The organism is Rhizobium phaseoli (assembly GCF_010668805.1).
Classification (GTDB): domain Bacteria; phylum Pseudomonadota; class Alphaproteobacteria; order Rhizobiales; family Rhizobiaceae; genus Rhizobium; species Rhizobium phaseoli_A.
The window spans coordinates 1-379 of the sequence record NZ_WUFT01000165.1 but is presented as its reverse complement, the minus strand read 5'-3'; the positions used below and the strand labels follow the sequence as shown (position 1 = coordinate 379).

The 379-nt window shown below is 65.7% G+C and carries 1 protein-coding gene; it reads right to left on the bottom strand.

The window, feature by feature from the left end; all coding sequences use genetic code 11:
- Positions 1-192: helix-turn-helix transcriptional regulator (locus GR197_RS31880; protein WP_246724754.1), on the bottom strand; the 192-nt coding region annotated here is incomplete at its 3' end.
- Positions 193-379 lie beyond the last annotated feature (187 nt).

Below are 379 nucleotides of genomic sequence, written 5' to 3'. Positions count from 1 at the left end.
GAACAGGATGATGCCGATGGTGCGGAACTCGCCCCGCTTCAGGGCGCGGGCGGCGCTGTTGGGTCGGTAGCCGAGCTCCTTCATGGCGGCCAGCACCTGCTGCCTGGTGGTCTCCACGACGCCCGGATGTCCGTTGGAGACCCGGGAGACGGTCTGCGAGGAGACCCCGGCGAGCCGGGCGACGTCGGCCATGGACACTCGCCGCCTTCTGGTCTGCATCAGCGGTACTTCCCGTCTGCCGTGGTTTCCGTGCCGGTCCATGTGCGGATCTGCGCGTCTCTGTTTGGTTACGTAGGTCTCAGTATCGCGGTCCGGCCCTTGACGCCTACCTGGGGGCAGTGTAAACATCACGCGAAATCGATGTGCCGGACCGCGATAC